Here is a 3,250-nt window from a genome sequence, read left to right as displayed (position 1 = left end):
GAGGTCGTGCCAGAGCGTGGTGGTGAGCAACTGCTGCAGGTATTGCGTGGTCATCGGGCCGCGCCAGATGGTCGGCGTGTCCTCGCCCAGGAACAGGCCAATCGACATCGCCTGCAGGCCGTGGCTGATTTTCGGTTCGATGTTCTTGCCATCGGGGCTTTCCGGCTTGCCCTGCAGGCCGAGCATCATCGGGATGCTTGGGCCGTGGATGTCGGCATCAAGAATGCCGACCTTCGCGCCTTCGGCCACGAGCGCAAGCGCGAAATTCACCGCCGTGGTGGATTTGCCGACGCCGCCCTTGCCCGAGGCGATGGCGATGATGTTCTTCACACCCGGCAGCGGCGTCAGATCTTTCTGCACTCGATGCGCATTGATTCGGCTGGCCACCGTCACTGTCACTGCTTCGACGCCGGGCAGCGCGCCGACCGCCTGCCGGATCTGCGTCGCCAGCGTCTCGTGCCAACCCGCGGCCGGATAGCCGAGCAATATCTCGATCGCGACCTTGCCGCCATCCACACCGACACCACGCACCGCCTGGGCGCTGACGAGATCGGTCTGGGTATGCGGATCGACGATGTGCGCCAGAGCTGCGCGTACGGCTTCGGGGGTCATGGAGTCGGCGCTGGGCGGCATGCGGAGGGCGGTTGTTGAGGCCGGGGGATTGTACCGGAAGCGCATGGCCGAACCGGCGGCACGGGCCGGGGCATCCGGCCCCGCGACGAATCGCTGTCGTCCCCGTGCCAAGGCTTTGCCGACGCTGGCCGCAGCGCTCGCGTCTGCGATAATCGGGCCATGAAACCCGCCCCCGCCCTCGTCACCACCGCCCTCCCCTATGCCAACGGCCCGCTGCATCTGGGCCATCTGGTCGGTTACATCCAGGCCGACATCTGGGTCCGCGCCCGCCGCATGGCCGGTGGCACCGCCCACTTCGTCTGCGCCGACGATGCCCACGGCACCCCGATCATGCTGGCCGCGGAAAAAGCCGGGCAGACGCCGGAAGACTTCATCCACGCGATCCAGATCGGCCACGAACGCGACTTCGCCGACTTCGGCGTCGCCTTCGACCACTACCATTCCACCCACTCGCCGGAAAACCGCGACCTTGCCACGCTGATCTACACGCGCCTGCGCGATGGCACACACGGCGACAAAGTGATCGCGCGACGCTCGATCCAGCAGTTGTTCGATCCGATCAAGCAGATGTTCCTGCCCGACCGCTACATCAAGGGCGAGTGCCCAAACTGCGGCAGCCCGGATCAATACGGCGACAACTGCGAAGTCTGCGGCAAGGCCTATTCTCCGACCGACCTGAAGAATCCGCGCTCGGTGGTGTCCGGTGCGACGCCTGAGCTGCGCGATTCCGAGCATTATTTTTTCGAGCTCGGAAAATTCGAAATCTTCCTGCGCGAATGGATGGCCGGCGAGCGCGCGCACAGCTCGGTCAAGGCCAAGCTCGGCGAATGGCTGGAAGGCGGACTGCGCGACTGGGACATTTCCCGCGACGCGCCCTACTTCGGTTTTCCGATCCCCGATGCGCCCGGAAAATTCTTCTACGTCTGGCTGGATGCACCGATCGGCTATCTCGCCAGTTTCAAGGCCCTGTGCGAAAGCGCAAAAGCCGGCGAACACGGCCTGTCGCCGGCGAGCTTCGACGAATTCCTGCGCACCGACAGTGCCGCCGAGATGCACCACTTCCTCGGCAAGGACATCATCAATTTCCACGGCCTGTTCTGGCCGGCGATGCTGCATGGCGCGGGCTTTCGTGCGCCGACCAAGTTGCACGTCAACGGTTACCTGATGGTGAACGGCGCGAAGATGAGCAAGTCGCGCGGCACTTTCATCATGGCGCGCACTTTCCTCGACGTCGGCCTGAACCCGGAAACGCTGCGCTATTACTTCGCGGCGAAATCCGGCGCCGGCGTCGACGATCTCGATTTGAATCTCGACGACTACGCGGCGCGCGTGAATGCTGATCTGGTTGGGAAATTCGTCAATATCGCCAGCCGCTGCGCGGGATTCATCAGCAAGCGTTTTGATGGCCAGTTGGCCAAGGCTCTGCCGGAGCCCGCGATGTACGCGCGCTTCGCAGCGGCGCTGCATGAAATTCGCGACTCGTACGCGGCCGGCGAATTCAGCCAGGCGATCCGCCAGGTGATGGCGCTCGCCGACGAGGCCAATCGCTACATCGATGAAAAAAAGCCATGGGTAATCGCCAAGCAGGACGGCGCCGACGCCGAACTGCAGGCTGTTTGCACGCAAGGATTGAATCTTTTCCGCGCCCTCGCCGCCGGCCTCAAACCGGTGTTGCCGTCGATATGCGCGCGTGCCGAAGCGTTTCTCGACGCGCCGGTCGCGCATTGGGACCACCTCGCGCAGCCGCTCATCAATCATCGCATCGCGACCTACGAACCCCTGCTCACCCGCATCGACCCTAAACAGATTGAAGCCATGATCGACGCCTCGAAAGAAACCCTGCAGCCCGCCGACGCTTCTGTAGGAGCGACGCAAGTCGCGAACGCGCAAGACGTCCAGACACCGATCGCGACTCGCGTCGCTCCTACGACGGCTACATCATCGACCATCACCATCGACGATTTCGCCAGGCTCGACCTGCGCGTCGGCACGGTGCTCGAATGCGCGTTCGTGGAAGGCTCGGACAAACTGCTGCGCTTCAAACTCGACGCCGGTGAACTCGGCGAGCGGCAGATTTTTTCCGGCATCCGCGCCGGCTATCCGGAACCGGAGAAACTCGTGGGGCGCAGCGTCGTATTCATCGCCAACCTCGCGCCACGCAAGATGCGCTTCGGCGTGTCCGAGGGCATGATCCTGTCGGCGGGTGGCGATGACGGCTTGTTTCTGCTCGATGCCGATGCCGGCGCGATGGCTGGCATGACGGTGAAATAGCCCCGCGTCTTGTAGGAGCGACGCAAGTCGCGACCTTCATCGCCAACAGGAAGATGTCGCGACTTGCGTCGCTCCTACAAAAAAACATGACCAACCTCTTCCTCATCCTGCTTGGCAGCGCCTTCGTCAACAATTTCGTGTTGGTGAAATTCCTCGGCCTGTGCCCGTTCATGGGCGCGTCGCGCAATCTCGATGCGGCTTACGGCATGGCGATGGCGACCGGCTTCGTGCTGACGCTGTCGGCGGCGTTCGCGTGGATGCTGCATCACTGGCTGCTGCAGCCGCTGGGCCTGGACTGGCTGCATACGCTGGCCTTCATTCTGGTGATCGCGACGGTGGTGCAGTT

General features: G+C 63.4%; 3 protein-coding genes. 2 read left to right on the top strand and 1 reads right to left on the bottom strand.

Annotated elements, in window-relative coordinates:
- Positions 1 to 612 (bottom strand): P-loop NTPase (locus VKM35_RS10665; protein ID WP_324321000.1); only part of this gene is annotated, 612 nt, incomplete at its 3' end.
- A 180-nt stretch (positions 613 to 792) separates the two neighbouring features.
- On the opposite strand from VKM35_RS10665, the gene metG reads away from it, so the two are divergent.
- A complete protein-coding gene (metG, locus tag VKM35_RS10660) occupies positions 793 to 2,904 on the top strand; it encodes a methionine--tRNA ligase (RefSeq protein ID WP_324320999.1) in 2,112 nt (703 codons plus the stop codon).
- A gap of 86 nt (positions 2,905 to 2,990) precedes the next feature.
- A partial coding sequence (locus VKM35_RS10655) for an Rnf-Nqr domain containing protein (protein WP_324320998.1) occupies positions 2,991 to 3,250 on the top strand: 260 nt, incomplete at its 3' end.

The sequence above is a fragment of the Arenimonas sp. genome (assembly GCF_035312645.1).
Lineage (GTDB): Bacteria > Pseudomonadota > Gammaproteobacteria > Xanthomonadales > Xanthomonadaceae > Arenimonas.
The sequence above is the reverse complement of the archived record's forward strand: the minus strand, read 5'-3'. Positions and strand labels throughout refer to the sequence as shown.

What these genes read in the sequence shown, in the direction of transcription:
- metG (WP_324320999.1), top strand. Translation starts at nt 793, where the DNA reads ATGAAACCCGCCCCCGCCCTCGTCACCACCGCCCTCCCCTATGCCAAC.